The organism is Caballeronia concitans (assembly GCF_001544615.1).
GTDB classification, from domain to species: Bacteria; Pseudomonadota; Gammaproteobacteria; order Burkholderiales; family Burkholderiaceae; genus Caballeronia; species Caballeronia concitans.
In genome coordinates, this window is the sequence record NZ_FCNV02000001.1 from 727,260 (window position 1) to 740,166 (window position 12,907).

The following is a 12,907-nucleotide window of genomic DNA, read 5'->3' on the forward strand; positions in this document are numbered from 1 at the left end:
CGAATCATCAGTCGCATGCGCGGCCCGAAATACCCGCTATGCTAAAATTCAACGGTTTTCCCGTTCCGGTTTCGCCTCCATGCCTCTTTCTCCGCCCGTTTCCCGACAGTTGCGCCATCGTCGCGCGATTCGCCTGGAAGCGTTCGAACGGGAAGACGGCCTGTGGGACATCGAAGCCTGTCTAACCGATGAGAAGCCCCGCGACCTTCCGCTCGCGGCGGGCGTCCGGCCGAAAGGCCTGCCGATCCATGAACTCTGGCTGCGCATCACCATCGACCGCAAGCTCAACATCGTCGAAGCCGAGGCTTCGTCGGACTGGGCGCCCTATGGCGGTCTCTGCGCCGAATCCAATTCAGCTTATCGCGGGCTCATCGGGCTCAATCTGTTGCGCAATTTCCGCCGCGAAGTCCGCGCCCGCCTGCGCGGCACGGCCGGCTGCACGCATCTCACCGAGTTGTGCGCGGTTTTGCCGACCGCAGCCATGCAGGCCTTTTTCGGCGATGTCTGGTCCGACGACATGTCCGACCTCTTCGCGCAGGAAGACGTCAATCCGGCCGCGCACCCCAACCGGCCGCCATTCGAACTCGGCGGCTGTCACGCATTGCGTTTCGACGGCCCGGCCGTGCGCGAGTACTATCCGCGCTGGTTCGGCTACGAGCCGTCCCGCCGCGCCGAAGTACACGACAACGCACACGCCGACGCACACGCCGCGGAACGGGAAACCCCGGACACATAACACGCTCGTCACACGCGTGCGCGAGCGGCCGGCAATCAAACAAGAATCCAAGGCAATTGCGGTTCAGGCAATTCGAAATCGAAGTTCACTCCAACTCTCAGACTGAAGGAATCACGCATGAAGATTCACGAGTACCAGGGTAAGGAAATCCTGCGGAAGTTCGGCGTCGCGGTCCCGCGCGGCAAGCCCGTGTTCTCGGTGGAAGATGCGGTCAAGGCCGCGGAAGAGCTGGGCGGCCCGGTATGGGTCGTCAAGGCGCAGATCCACGCCGGCGGCCGCGGTAAGGGCGGCGGCGTGAAGGTCGCGAAGTCGATCGACCAGGTCCGCGAATACGCGAACCAGATCCTCGGCATGCAGCTCGTCACGCACCAGACCGGCCCTGAAGGCCAGAAGGTCAACCGCCTGCTGATCGAAGAAGGCGCGGACATCAAGAAGGAACTGTACGTCGGCCTCGTGCTGGATCGCGTTTCGCAGAAGATCGTCGTGATGGCGTCGAGCGAAGGCGGCATGGACATCGAAGAAGTCGCGGAAAAGACGCCGGAACTGCTGCACAAGTTCGCCGTCGAGCCGTCGACCGGCCTGCAAGACGCAGACGCCGATGACCTCGCACGCAAGATCGGCATTCCCGACGCATCGATCCCGCAAGCGCGCGCGATCCTGCAAGGTCTCTACAAGGCGTTCTTCGAAACCGACGCATCGCTCGCGGAAATCAACCCGCTGATCGTGACCGGCGACGGCAAGGTGATCGCGCTCGACGCCAAGTTCAACTTCGATTCGAACGCGCTTTTCCGTCACCCGGAAATCGTCGCGTATCGCGATCTGGACGAAGAAGATCCGGCTGAAGTCGAAGCGTCGAAGTTCGACCTCGCGTACATCTCGCTCGACGGCAACATCGGCTGTCTCGTGAACGGCGCAGGCCTCGCGATGGCGACGATGGACACCATCAAGCTGTTCGGCGGCGAGCCGGCCAACTTCCTGGACGTGGGCGGCGGCGCGACGACCGAGAAGGTCACCGAAGCGTTCAAGCTGATGCTGAAGAACCCGAATCTGAAGGCGATTCTCGTCAACATCTTCGGCGGCATCATGCGTTGCGACGTGATCGCGGAAGGCGTGATCGCGGCGTCGAAGGCCGTGGACCTGAAGGTGCCGCTCGTCGTGCGCATGAAGGGCACGAACGAAGACCTCGGCAAGAAGATGCTGGCCGACTCGGGTCTGCCGATCATCTCGGCCGACAGCATGGAAGAAGCCGCGCAGAAGGTCGTCGCGGCAGCCGAAGGCAAGTAAGCGCGTTCGCTTACCGAGCCTAAGAGAGCGTTCCACCAGATACGAATGGCGGCGCAAAGCATCTGCTTGAGCGACGCCAAACGAACAGAGGTCACTACATGTCGATTCTGATCAACAAAGACACGAAGGTCATCACGCAGGGCATCACCGGCAAGACCGGCCAGTTCCACACGCGCGCCTGCCGCGAATACGCGAACGGCCGCGAAGCGTACGTCGCGGGCGTGAACCCGAAGCGCGCCGGCGAAGACTTCGAAGGCATCCCCATCTACGCGTCCGTCAAGGAAGCGAAGGCTGAAACCGGCGCGACCGTTTCGGTCATCTACGTGCCGCCGGCAGGCGCTGCCGCCGCGATCTGGGAAGCCGTCGAAGCCGATCTCGATCTCGCGATCTGCATCACGGAAGGCATTCCGGTTCGCGACATGCTCGAAATCAAGGACCGCATGCGCCGCGAAAATCGCAAGACGCTGCTGCTCGGACCGAACTGCCCCGGCACGATCACGCCGGATGAGCTGAAGATCGGCATCATGCCGGGTCACATCCATCGCAAGGGTCGCATCGGCGTGGTGTCGCGCTCGGGCACGCTGACGTACGAAGCGGTCGGCCAACTGACGGCGCTGGGCCTCGGCCAGTCGTCGGCGGTCGGTATCGGCGGCGATCCGATCAACGGTCTCAAGCACATCGACGTGATGAAGATGTTCAACGACGATCCGGAAACGGACGCCGTCATCATGATCGGCGAGATCGGCGGTCCGGACGAAGCGAACGCCGCTTACTGGATCAAGGACAACATGAAGAAGCCGGTCGTCGGCTTCATCGCGGGCGTGACGGCGCCTCCGGGCAAGCGCATGGGCCACGCAGGCGCGCTGATCTCCGGCGGTGCGGACACGGCTGACGCGAAGCTCGAAATCATGGACGCGTGCGGCATCAAGGTCACGAAGAACCCGTCGGAAATGGGACGTCTTCTGAAGTCGGTGATCTAAGGGAAGTTCGGCAGAAGCCGTCAGGGTTTGGTACTCTTACTGAATCCTTTCGTCATAGCCGGAAAATGAAAGCGGGGGAGCGTTGGCTTCCCCGCTTTTTTTATTCCGGCCACGGTTTTTGCCATGCTCGAGTTCTTCTTCACGCTCCATTGGGGCGCCGTCGTCCAGATCATCGTCATCGACATCTTGCTCGGCGGCGATAACGCCGTCGTGATCGCGCTCGCGTGCCGCGATCTGCCGGTCACGCAAAGAAAGCGCGGCATCGTGCTCGGCACGCTCGGCGCGATCCTCTTGCGCGTCGCGCTGATCGCGTTCGCCGTCGTCCTGCTGGATGTGCCGTTTCTGAAGTTCGTCGGCGGACTGCTGCTCTTGTGGATCGGCGTGAAGCTGATGCAGCCGGGCCACGACGCACACAACATCAGCTCGTCCGACAAGCTGTGGGCGGCGGTGAAGACGATCATCGTCGCCGATGCGGTCATGAGTCTCGATAACGTGATCGCCATTGCGGGCGCGGCCGAAGCCGCCGATCCGCGGCATCGCCTGACGCTCGTGATCTTCGGGCTCGTGGTGAGCATTCCGCTCATCGTGTGGGGCAGCACGCTGGTGCTCAAGCTGCTGGACCGCTTTCCCGTCGTGGTGTTGCTGGGCGCGGCGCTGCTCGGGTGGATCGCGGGCGGGCTCATCATCGACGACCCGTTCATCGACCGCTGGCCCGCGCTCAACACGGATGTCGCCGGTTACGCGGCGCGCGTCGGCGGCGCGCTGCTCGTGATCGCTGCTGGCATGTTGATGAAACGCCACACGCTAACGCACGGAAAGGGCGCCACGGCCGACACGTAATGCGCAGCGTTGGCCGAATGGCCGACTGCCGCCGCGCCCGCTCCCTGAATACGATCGAAGCGTCCGGTCTGCACACGCAGCCGGCGCTTTTTGTCTTCCTGGGAGCAGCAATGTCGAGCATGGTTACGAACTTCATGGTCCCGCGCGAACGGCGCGGGTGGCAAACGTGGATGAAGCGCGCGCACGCGGCGGCGCACGGCTTCACGCTGATCGAATTGATGATCGTGCTGGCGATCGTCGGCGTGGTCGCGGCGTACGCGATTCCCGCGTATCAGGACTATCTGGCGCGCAGCCGCGTGGGCGAGGGCATGTCGCTCGCGGCGTCGGCGCGGCTCGCGGTGGCGGAGAACGCGGCAAGCGGCGGGGATCTGTCGAGCGGGTATGCATCGCCGCCGGGCACGCGCAATGTCGACTCGATCCACGTCGACAGCGACACCGGCCAGATCACGATCGCCTATTCGACGCGCGTTGCACCGGCGGGATCGAACACGCTCGTGCTCGTGCCTTCCGCGCCCGATAACGCCGATACGCCGACGGCGCGCATCGCGCTCGCGCGAGGCACGGTGCAGGCGGGCACGATCACGTGGGAATGCTTCGCGGGCGGCAAGGCGGCGTCGTCGCTGCCGGCGCCGGGCGCGGGACCGTCGCCTGTGGACGCGCCGACGCTATCGGCCAAGCTCGCGCCGCCCGAGTGCCGCGTCTGAGCATCGGTTCGCGCCGTTGAGGTGACGAGCGCGGCGGCGGATCACGAATCGCCGCCGCGTCGCATTCAAGGCGAAGAAACGAGTGATTTCGTGGCATTTCCGGCCGTGCGGCGCACAGGGGAGGCAAAGTTTTGTATAGTGCGCCGGTTAACGACGTTCCCAGCCCCTCATGCCTTCGCCCACCACCCAGTACGCGCGCTATCTCTGTTTTGCCTTTCTGTGTGCCGCGTTGACGATCCCGTTCGGCGTCGTCAACCACACGTATCCGATACCGACCTTTTACGCCGAGTACACCGCGCTCGCGCTTTATCTGGCGCTCGGCGCGACCGTTGCGCTGCTCGTGCCCTTGTCCGAGCCGCGCGTGCCGTTCGCGTCGCCGGTCGTCGCGCTGATGCCGCTGCTGTTCGGCCTCGTGCTCGTCGCGCAGACGGTGTTGCTGCCGGTCGCGCAGCCGTCGATGAACTGGCTCGGCGGCGCGTATCTGCTCGCGTCGTTCGTCGCGGTGCATACGGGGTTCGGACTCGCGCGGGCGGGGTTGTCGGAGAAGGCGTTGCGCATCGGCGCGGCGGCGCTGATCGCGGGCGGGCTGTTCGCGGTGTTCTGTCAGACGGTGCAGATGTTCCATGCCGAAGTGAAGTTCGCGCCCTTCGTCGTGGCGTACAACGTCGCGACCGAGCGTCGGATGTTCGGCAACATGGCGCAGGCGAATCACCTCGCGACGGTCATCGCGTTCGCGCTGGCGGGTGCGCTGTATCTGGTGCAGACGCGTCGCTTGCCGGTCGTCGTGTGGGTCGCGGTGTCGGCGGTGCTTTCGTTCGGGCTGGCGCTCACGGTATCGCGCGGGCCCTGGTTGCAGACGGCGGTGATCGTCGTCGCGGGATGGTGGATGGCGTTCGCGCAAGGACGCCCGAACGCCGCCGACGACCTCGACGCGCCAGCGCGTAACGGCCGACGCGACATGCGCGCGTGGCTCATTCCGGTCGCGCTCGGCGTGCTGTTCGTCGCGGTGAACGCGGGCGTGCGCTGGGCCAACGTGCGCTTTCAGCTCGACCTGGCGCAATCGGCTGCGGAGCGCATGCAGGACGCGAACCAGATCGCGCCGCGTCTCGCGCTCTGGAAATACGGCTGGACGATGTTCAAGACGCATCCGATCCTGGGCGTCGGCTGGGGCGAGTTTCCGCGCTATCAGTTCGATCTCGTGCGTGAGCTGGGCGGCGTCGAGATTGCGAACAACGCGCATGACATCTTCATCGATCTGCTGGCGAAGACGGGTCTGCTGGGCATGGGCGTGCTCGTCGTCGGCATCGTGCTGTGGCTCATTCGCGTGCTGCGCGCGCCGCATACGCCCGCGCGTATTTTCGGGCTCTCGCTGTTGGGCGTGCTGGTGATGCACGCGCTCGTCGAGTATCCGCAGCAGTACATGTTCTTTCTGATGCCGGCGATGCTCGTCATCGGCCTGCTCGAAACGCGTCCGATGCGGCTCGTCGCGCGGCCGCTGTCGTATGGCGTGTATGTCGTGCTCGTCGCGGGCGGCCTGATCGCGCTCTATCCGACGATGCGCGACTACAACCGCGCCGAAGTGCTGTATTACGGATCGCGGCCGGCGGAACAGTATCGCAACGATCCGTCGTTCCTGTTTGGCGCGTGGGGCGAATATGGCGCGGCCACGTTGCTGCCGATGAACGCGCAGAACCTCGAGGCGAAGCTGGCGGCGCATCGGCAGGCCATCGCGCTCTTGCCCGGCGAGACGGTGCTGCGGCGTTACGCGGTGCTGCAGGCTCTGGCGGGGCAGCGGAAGGAAGCGCTGGATACGATCGCGCGCCTCAAGATTTTCTCGACGCAGCTCAAGGACTGGCCGGCGCAGCTGGAGTCGGTGTATCGCTCGATCGATGAAATCGGCGCGCCGCTGGCTTCGTTCAAGGCGGACTTGGTGAAGCTGTATGGGGCGTCCGCTGGCGCAGAGCCGCAGTCCGACGACGACAGCGACAGCGACGAGTGATGCGTGCGAGGGCGTTGCGCTAGGCCCCCGCCACCCAATCCCCCGACTTCCCGCCATGCTTTTCCATCACCCGCACGTTGGTGATGGTCATGCCGCGATCCACCGCCTTGCACATGTCGTAGATCGTCAGCAGCCCGACCTGCACGGCGGTCAGCGCTTCCATCTCCACGCCCGTGCGCCCGACCGTTTCCACGCGCACTTCGCAATGCACGCCGGGCAGGGTGTCGTCGATCGAAAAGTCCACCGCGACGCGCGTCAACGCAAGCGGATGGCACAGCGGAATGAGATCGGCGGTGCGCTTCGCACCCTGAATCGCGGCGATGCGCGCCACGCCGAGCACGTCGCCTTTCTTGGCGCGGCCATCGCGGATCAGCGCGAGCGTGCCTTCGAGCATCGCGATCGAGCCGCGCGCCACTGCGATGCGCCGCGTCTCGCCCTTGTCGCCGACGTCGACCATATGCGCCTCGCCGGCGGCATCGAAATGTGTGAGTCCGGACATCACGTCCTCCTTTGAGCGGGCGCCTATCATACCAGCGTGATCCGGCGCGGTTTTCCACGAATCCGACGCGGCGCGCCGCGTCGCCGGGCATCGAACACTTGGTACGATAAGCGCGTTTTCTTCACCGAGCCGGCGGGCCGCATCCAGCCGGCTGTGCGCCATGCATCTGAATCGTCCGAGCCGTGCGCTCGTCCTCGCGTTGTGTCTGAGTCAGGCCGTGCCGTCCGTCGCACTCGCGCAGACTGGCGCGGCGGCTGTCGGCGCGGGGGCGAGCGCGGCCACGATGACGCCTGGCCCGACACCGACACCGACGACACCGCAAGCCGACGCCAGCGCAGGCAACGTCGCGGACGGCGTTTTCGGCGTCTACGGCGGCGCGGAGAGCCGCTTCGCCAATCGGCCGGGCGCGATGGCCAACCTGCGCGCGCCGCTTTCATCGGTGCAACTTCCGGACCTCGGCGACGGCTCCGGCGGCACGCTCTCGCCGCAGGCCGAGCGCAAGGTCGGCGCGCGAATGATGCGCGAAGTCCGCGCCGATCCCGACTATCTCGACGACTGGCTCATGCGCGACTACCTCGATTCCGTCGCGTCGAGACTGTCCGCCGCCGCGGCCACGCAATATCTCGGCGGCTATCGCCCGGACTTCGAACTGTTCGCCGTCCGCGATCCGCAGATCAACGCGTTTTCGATGCCCGGCGGTTTCATCGGCGTGAACACGGGGCTGATTTCCGCGACGCAGACGGAGTCCGAACTCGCGTCGGTCGTCGGGCACGAGATGGGGCACGTGCTGCAGCGGCACATCGCGCGGATGCTCGGCACGCAGGAAAAGAGCAGCTACGCGGCGCTGGCGGCGATGCTCGCCGGTCTGCTCGCCGGCGTGATGACGCGCAGCGGCGATCTCGGCATGGGCATCGCGATGGGCGGGCAGGCGTTCGCCGTCGACAATCAGTTGCGCTTTTCGCGGGCGGCGGAACACGAGGCCGACCGCGTCGGCTTCCAGATGCTCGCCGCGGCCGGCTACGATCCGTACGCGATGACGGCGTTCTTCGCGCGGCTCGATCGCGCGTCGATGGCCGATAACGGCGTGCCGGCCTACGTGCGCACGCATCCGCTGACGACCGAGCGCATCGCCGACATGGAGGACCGCGCGCGGCGCGTGCCGTATCGGCAGCCACGGCAGTCGGCGGAATATGCGTTCGTGCGCGCCCGCGCCCGCGTGCTGCAGGTGAACTACGCGAGCGATTATCGCGAAGTGGCGAGCCGCCTGAAATCCGAAATCGACGATCAGACGGCGGTCAATCCGGCGGCGAACTGGTATGGCATAGCGCTCGCGCGATCGCTGATGGGCGATTACGATGCCGCCAACGATGCGCTCGCGAAGGCGCGACGGCTTTTCGAGGGCGAGCAGGCGAGTGAGGCCACGGCGGCGATCGAGGCGCGGCGCGAAGCGGGGGTTGGGGTCGCGGCGAAAGGCTCGGGCGCCAATCCCGTTCAGGCAGGTTCGCAAGGGACGACGACTGCAACCGTTGCACCGGCTCGCGCGCTCGGGCTCGGCGGTTCGGCGTCCAGCCTGGCAATGGCATCGTCAAAGGGCGCGAAAACTGCAGCCGACGCCCCGAACGCCAATCGCTTGAATCGGCAGCCCGGCCTCGCGATGTCATCCTCAATCGGCGCGAAAACTACAGCCGACGCACCGAACACCATGCCATCCGCCGACACCGCAACGCGCGCCGCCAATGCCATCGACAGCCCGGCGCAAGCCCCGCTACAAACCAGCGCTCTTTTCAGCAGCAGCGCCCACGACGCACTGAACGCGGCCAACGCCACCGCCACGCCGACGCCCTCATCGCCAAGCACCGAAATCACCCTTCCGCCGGTCCGCGTCAACGCCCACACGACGCAGCCGACGCAGCCCACACCGACAGCCGCCGCTCGCAGCACCCCGAGCCTCGACGTCCTCGCCGCCGACATCGCCCGTCGCGCGGGCCGCTACGACGACGCAATACGCCTCGCCGACATCGCGCAAACGCGCTGGCCGGATTCGCACGCGGCCATCGACACGCATCTTCAGGCGCTGATCGGCGCACATCGCTACGCCGACGCCCAGACGCTCGCGCGCCGCGAAACGCGCGCCGAGCCCGCGCGCCCCGACTGGTGGCTCTATCTCGCGCAGGCGAGCGCGGGCCTGAACGATCCGTTGCGTCAGCATCAGGCGATGGCCGAGAAATTCGCGCTCGACGGCGCGTGGCCGTCCGCGATCCGCCAGCTGAAGGAAGCGCGCGATGTGAAGAGCGCGAGCTTCTACGATCTCTCGACCATTTCGGCGCGTCTGCGCGACTTCGAGACGCGCTACAAGGAAGAGCGCGATCAGGACCAGAAGGGCTGACGCGTCAGCCCTTCGCCGCCGCCCGCGCAACCGGGCTCGCGACGAATCCGAAGCGTTGCTCGACGTCCGCGCGCGCGATCGGCTGCACCGGCAAATCGACGGAATCGCGCCAGTGAAAAACGCCGCCTTGCGCGGGGTGATCGAAGTTCGCGTGATTCGAAAATAAATCGATGTCGTGATCGTGCAGCGCGGCGATGCGCGCGGGCGATGCATCGTCGGAAAAGAGCAGGCCGCCTTCGTCGTCGAGCCACGCGTGCGCCGGCTCGAACGCCGCGCCGGTCTGGTCCGTCAGGCGCAGCGCGCCGTCCGCGAACGAAAGCCGCACGATCCACGGCGTATAAGCCAGTTCCACATACACGCGCTGCGGCCCGTTCTGAAAGAACCACTGACCGTCGGCGTCACGCTCGTAATTGCGGTTGATGAAGCCGATCAGCGCCTCATGCCGGATCGCGTCGCCGAGCGCGCCGGCCGCTTGCGCCGCTTCATCGCGCATGCGCCACTGGCCGCGCCGGTCGAGCAGCAGCCAGCCCGTGCAGTGCGGAACGTTGGGCCATTTGGCGAGCGCCTGCTTGACGATTTCATCCATGATTCATCCGCGAGGAAGGAAATGCTCCAGATAGCCGACGACGCGCTGCGACAGCCAGTCGATACGCCCCGGAAACGGCCCCGTCATGAAGCCGACGTGTCCGCCGTGGTTCGGCTGATCGAGCGTCACGCACGTCGACACTTCCGCCTGCGACGGCAGCGCGGACTCGGGCAGGAACGGATCGTTGCGCGCGTTCAGGACGAGCGCCGGCACTTCGATGCTTTTCAACTGCGCGCGCGTCGTCGCAGCCGACCAGTAGTGGTCCGTATCGCGAAAACCGTGCAGCGGCGCGGTGACGACGTTGTCGAATTCGTACAGCGTGCGCGCTGCGAGCACGCCGTGGCGATCATAGAGGCCGGGATACTGGGCGAGCTTCGCGAGCGCCTTCTTCTTCAGCGACTTGAGGAAGCTGCGCGTGTAGACCATGCCGAAGCCTTGCGAGATCGCATGGCCGCCCGCGTGAACGTCGAGCGGCGCGGAAATCGCGGTGGCCCCGCTGATGATCGATGCATCCGTGCCGCGCTCGCACAGCCAGCGCAAGAGCACGTTGCCGCCGAGCGAGACGCCTGCCGCCACGATCGGCCCCGCGTGCCTTTCGCGCAGACGGCGCAGGATCCAGTCGACTTCCGCGCTGTCCGCGAGGTGATAGAAGCGCGGCAGCAGATTCAGCGGCCCGCTGCAACTGCGAAAGTGCGGCACGACGCCGTGCCAGCCGCGCGCTTCGGCGGCGGCCATCATCGCGCGGGCGTAGTGTGAGTCGGAACTGCCTTCGAGGCCGTGAAAGAGAACGAGGAGCGGGGCGGTCGGGGCGACATCGGTTGAATCGTGCGCGACCCAGTCGAGTTCGATGAAATCGCCGTCCGGCGTGTCCCATCGCTCGCGGCGATAGCGCACCGCGGGCTTGCGCCCGAAAAGCGCGGGAACGATGGTCTGCGCGTGAGCCGTCGGCAGCCAGCGCGGCGCGTTGTAGAGCCAGCGCGAAACGGAAGCGTCGAGCGCGTGTTCGAGCGCATGCGCCACGGCCGGCGTTTCATCCACGAACGACGAATCGTGTTGCAACAACGGATCGCGCTTCATGGTCCTCTCCCGCAAACGCCTTCTTCGATGCTTCGACTTTCAGTGCAGCGGTCCCTGCCCGTGACGCAGCTTCGCCGCGAACTGGCCGGCGGCTTCGGTCGGCATTTCGCTCGCGTGAATATGCGCGATGCGCCATTCGCCGCGCTCGTGGACCATCACGTAAGTGGTGAAAATCATGCGCGACGCGACCGTGCCCGCCGGCTGATGCGCCTCCGCGATGGCATACACCACCGTGCCCAGGCTGTCGTACACGCGGATATCGAGCGGCTCGATGGTCACCGCCTCCGCTTCGAGCTGCCTCGCGAGTCCCGAGCGGATGTCCTCGAGTCCATGCAGATGCGTGCCGTTCGCGCAGATGCACGTGGCGAATTCCTCGTCGATCCAAAGCGACATCACGGCATCGATGCTGTTGTCCGCGACGGCCTGGTAGTAGGCGTTGAGCGTGTCGGCGGCGGCTTCGAATAGGCGGGCGAAACGTGGCATGGCGCGTGGGTCTCTGGCATTCGTTGCGGCACGCCGGGTGACGGTGACGTGCCGCATCGGTCATGGTTCAAGGCATGCCCCCGATCAGACACGATTCGGGAGACATTCGCGTGTCCGCGCCCGCAACAAGACGGTCGTTCCAGCGGCGTGACGCCTCAACGATGCGCGAGCAGCATGCCGCGCAAATCGGCAAAGACCTGTTCGGCGGAAAGCTCGCGAAGGCAATTCAGATGGCCGAGCGGACACTCGCGGGCAAAGCACGGACTGCATTCAAGATGAAGCCATTGTACCTTTGCGAGATCGGACAAGGGCGGCGTATGGCGCGGATCGGTCGAGCCGTAGACCGCGACGAGCGGGCGTTTGAGCGCCGCGGCGACGTGCATCAGCCCTGAGTCGTTGGTCACGACGGCGCTTGCCCGCGCGATCAGCGCGCAAGCTTCCCCGAGCGATGTCTGTCCGCACAGATTGCGCACGTTCGGCGCGCGCTCCGCGATGGCTTGGGCTGCGGCCGAATCCTTGTTCGATCCCAATGCGACGATGCGCGCGTAAGGAAACGACTGCGCGACGAACTGCGCGAGCGACGCGAAGTGCTCCGGCGGCCAGCGCTTGGCGGGGCCGTACTCCGCACCGGGACAGAACACGACGAGCGGCGCGCGCGTGTCGAGATTGAAGCGCGCCGAGACGCGCGCGGCTTCGTTGGGATCGGATTCGAGGCGCGGCACGGGCAGGAGCGGCGCGTCGGTCGTCTGGGCGTCGTGGGCCTGCGCGAATTTGTCGATGAACGGCAGCTTCGCGCCCGGCGCATACGCGAGCGCAGCGTAGTGCGCGGTCATCGGCGGGCGATCCGTCTTCGGCGGATTCGCATGACGCACGTTCAACAGACCGTAGCGGCTCTCGCCCTTATAGCCGATGCGCAGCCGGATGCCCGCCATCCACGGCAGCAGCGCGGATTTCATCGAGTTCGGCAGCACGTAGGCGGCGTCGTAGCCGACATCGCGCAAGTCGCTCGCGAGCTGCCAGCGGCGCAGTAACTGCAGCTTGCCGTGGGCGAGGTCGGTGGCGTAGACGTCGTGGATTTCCGGCATGCGTTCGAGCACGGGCGCGACCCACGAGGGCGCGACGGCATCGATCGTGATGCGCGGATGCAGCTTCTTCAGAAGCGTAAAGAGCGGCTGCGCCATCAATGCGTCACCGATCCAGTTCGGTGCTATAACCAGCGCACGGCGCATCGTTCGTTATCCGATCTCAAAATAGTCGCGGCTCTCCGCAATCAGGCGGCGAGGCGCAGGTGTCTTGTTGGTATGTGGGGCGGCCGGCATCTTCCGGCCGTGCC

General features: G+C 65.8%; 12 protein-coding genes. 7 read left to right on the forward strand and 5 right to left on the reverse strand.

Going from position 1 to position 12,907, the window contains the following annotated elements; genetic code table 11:
- The first annotated feature begins 79 nt into the window (after positions 1–79).
- The 6 genes from AWB72_RS03430 (at position 80) to AWB72_RS03455 (ending at position 6,543) form a co-directional block, all read left to right on the forward strand.
- A complete protein-coding gene (locus AWB72_RS03430) occupies positions 80–736 on the forward strand; it encodes a DUF2889 domain-containing protein (protein ID WP_040051650.1) in 657 nt (218 codons plus the stop codon).
- Between the two features lie 102 nt (positions 737–838).
- Positions 839–2,020, forward strand: a complete 1,182-nt coding sequence (sucC, locus tag AWB72_RS03435; protein ID WP_342065418.1) for an ADP-forming succinate--CoA ligase subunit beta — start codon at positions 839–841, stop codon at positions 2,018–2,020.
- 98 nt (positions 2,021–2,118) lie between these two features.
- The gene (gene sucD / locus AWB72_RS03440) at positions 2,119–3,000 is read left to right on the forward strand and encodes a succinate--CoA ligase subunit alpha (protein ID WP_040051652.1); all 882 of its coding nucleotides are present in this window, start codon (positions 2,119–2,121) and stop codon (positions 2,998–3,000) included.
- Between the two features lie 123 nt (positions 3,001–3,123).
- Positions 3,124–3,840, forward strand: coding sequence for a TerC family protein (locus tag AWB72_RS03445; RefSeq protein ID WP_040051653.1), 717 nt, complete (start codon positions 3,124–3,126; stop codon positions 3,838–3,840).
- A gap of 134 nt (positions 3,841–3,974) precedes the next feature.
- Positions 3,975–4,544 (forward strand): pilin, encoded by a 570-nt coding sequence (locus AWB72_RS03450; RefSeq protein ID WP_374728857.1) that lies wholly within the window; start codon positions 3,975–3,977, stop codon positions 4,542–4,544.
- A gap of 169 nt (positions 4,545–4,713) precedes the next feature.
- Positions 4,714–6,543, forward strand: a complete 1,830-nt coding sequence (locus tag AWB72_RS03455; RefSeq protein WP_040051654.1) for a PglL family O-oligosaccharyltransferase — start codon at positions 4,714–4,716, stop codon at positions 6,541–6,543.
- Between the two features lie 19 nt (positions 6,544–6,562).
- Here the strand turns inward: AWB72_RS03455 and moaC are convergent, their stop codons facing one another.
- On the reverse strand, positions 6,563–7,042 hold the full coding sequence (gene moaC, locus AWB72_RS03460) for a cyclic pyranopterin monophosphate synthase MoaC (RefSeq protein WP_040051933.1): 480 nt from the start codon (positions 7,040–7,042) through the stop codon (positions 6,563–6,565).
- A gap of 160 nt (positions 7,043–7,202) precedes the next feature.
- On the opposite strand from moaC, the gene AWB72_RS03465 reads away from it, so the two are divergent.
- Positions 7,203–9,428, forward strand: a complete 2,226-nt coding sequence (locus AWB72_RS03465) for a M48 family metalloprotease (RefSeq protein ID WP_040051655.1) — start codon at positions 7,203–7,205, stop codon at positions 9,426–9,428.
- A gap of 4 nt (positions 9,429–9,432) precedes the next feature.
- Here the strand turns inward: AWB72_RS03465 and AWB72_RS03470 are convergent, their stop codons facing one another.
- The 4 genes from AWB72_RS03470 to waaF all read right to left on the reverse strand — a co-directional run bounded on the left by AWB72_RS03470 (position 9,433) and on the right by waaF (position 12,803).
- Positions 9,433–10,014 (reverse strand): DUF2946 family protein, encoded by a 582-nt coding sequence (locus AWB72_RS03470; protein WP_040051656.1) that lies wholly within the window; start codon positions 10,012–10,014, stop codon positions 9,433–9,435.
- A gap of 3 nt (positions 10,015–10,017) precedes the next feature.
- Positions 10,018–11,091: a YheT family hydrolase gene (locus AWB72_RS03475; RefSeq protein WP_087127866.1), complete on the reverse strand. Its 1,074-nt coding sequence runs from the start codon at positions 11,089–11,091 to the stop codon at positions 10,018–10,020.
- 39 nt (positions 11,092–11,130) lie between these two features.
- Positions 11,131–11,574 (reverse strand): nuclear transport factor 2 family protein, encoded by a 444-nt coding sequence (locus tag AWB72_RS03480; protein ID WP_040051658.1) that lies wholly within the window; start codon positions 11,572–11,574, stop codon positions 11,131–11,133.
- A gap of 155 nt (positions 11,575–11,729) precedes the next feature.
- A complete protein-coding gene (waaF, locus tag AWB72_RS03485) occupies positions 11,730–12,803 on the reverse strand; it encodes a lipopolysaccharide heptosyltransferase II (RefSeq protein WP_040051659.1) in 1,074 nt (357 codons plus the stop codon).
- Between the last annotated feature and the right edge of the window lie 104 nt (positions 12,804–12,907).

Excerpts from the sequence above, each read along its gene's own strand:
- AWB72_RS03430 (WP_040051650.1), top strand. The coding sequence starts at position 80 with ATGCCTCTTTCTCCGCCCGTTTCCCGACAGTTGCGCCATCGTCGCGCG.
- sucD (WP_040051652.1), top strand. The coding sequence starts at position 2,119 with ATGTCGATTCTGATCAACAAAGACACGAAGGTCATCACGCAGGGCATC.
- AWB72_RS03445 (WP_040051653.1), top strand. The coding sequence starts at position 3,124 with ATGCTCGAGTTCTTCTTCACGCTCCATTGGGGCGCCGTCGTCCAGATC.
- AWB72_RS03450 (WP_374728857.1), top strand. The coding sequence starts at position 3,975 with ATGGTCCCGCGCGAACGGCGCGGGTGGCAAACGTGGATGAAGCGCGCG.
- AWB72_RS03455 (WP_040051654.1), top strand. The coding sequence starts at position 4,714 with ATGCCTTCGCCCACCACCCAGTACGCGCGCTATCTCTGTTTTGCCTTT.
- moaC (WP_040051933.1), bottom strand. The coding sequence starts at position 7,042 with ATGTCCGGACTCACACATTTCGATGCCGCCGGCGAGGCGCATATGGTC.
- AWB72_RS03465 (WP_040051655.1), top strand. The coding sequence starts at position 7,203 with ATGCATCTGAATCGTCCGAGCCGTGCGCTCGTCCTCGCGTTGTGTCTG.
- AWB72_RS03470 (WP_040051656.1), bottom strand. The coding sequence starts at position 10,014 with ATGGATGAAATCGTCAAGCAGGCGCTCGCCAAATGGCCCAACGTTCCG.
- AWB72_RS03475 (WP_087127866.1), bottom strand. The coding sequence starts at position 11,091 with ATGAAGCGCGATCCGTTGTTGCAACACGATTCGTCGTTCGTGGATGAA.
- AWB72_RS03480 (WP_040051658.1), bottom strand. The coding sequence starts at position 11,574 with ATGCCACGTTTCGCCCGCCTATTCGAAGCCGCCGCCGACACGCTCAAC.
- waaF (WP_040051659.1), bottom strand. The coding sequence starts at position 12,803 with ATGCGCCGTGCGCTGGTTATAGCACCGAACTGGATCGGTGACGCATTG.